Below are 572 nucleotides of genomic sequence, written 5' to 3'. Positions count from 1 at the left end.
GTCCCCGCCATTGATGCTGAGCTAAGGCCTGAAACCTCAGCCATTTTTGCTAACCCCATGTTTGTTCCCATCGCAACAATACAGGCGAAAATTTCACGGGGATCAGCTTCATGCTTTACATAACGATCTAATACATGGGTAAATGCATTTAAAAATCCAGTATTACCCGCAACAAACCACAGTAGATCCGCAATACCAATTCCTGGTAACTGGCTGTAAAAATCGCTATTAACGGATTCATCACTGCTCGGATAAAGCAGCTTCCAACGACGCTTTTCGGCAGCCCCAATTACTTTAATATGTTTGTTGACCCCATCAGAAATATGTTGGTTAATCGCACTATAACGTGCTGCTAGCATAGTATGAAATACAGCCAGAGTATCTTGGATAGGGGCCAATAAAATGGGTGCACCAATATCTTGCAATACTCGTTCTTTATCCTGCCATCTAAGATCGCTTATTAAGTCATCTTCAAAGCGGCGAAATTCATTACTATGTTTAACGTACACATCACCCGCTTCCAGTGAGTTGCGTAGTAGGCGATAGACCAAAAACTCATAGCGATCTACATC

The 572-nt window shown here is 42.5% G+C and carries 1 protein-coding gene; it reads right to left on the bottom strand.

The window, feature by feature from the left end; all coding sequences use genetic code 11:
* On the bottom strand, positions 1 to 572 hold a 572-nt coding region (locus ACRN9H_RS19680; RefSeq protein ID WP_432315894.1), incomplete at both ends, for a Tn3 family transposase.

It is taken from the genome of Shewanella sp. MF08487, assembly GCF_050848685.1.
In the GTDB taxonomy this organism is placed as follows: domain Bacteria; phylum Pseudomonadota; class Gammaproteobacteria; order Enterobacterales; family Shewanellaceae; genus Shewanella; species Shewanella glacialipiscicola.
The sequence above is the reverse complement of the archived record's forward strand: the minus strand, read 5'-3'. Positions and strand labels throughout refer to the sequence as shown.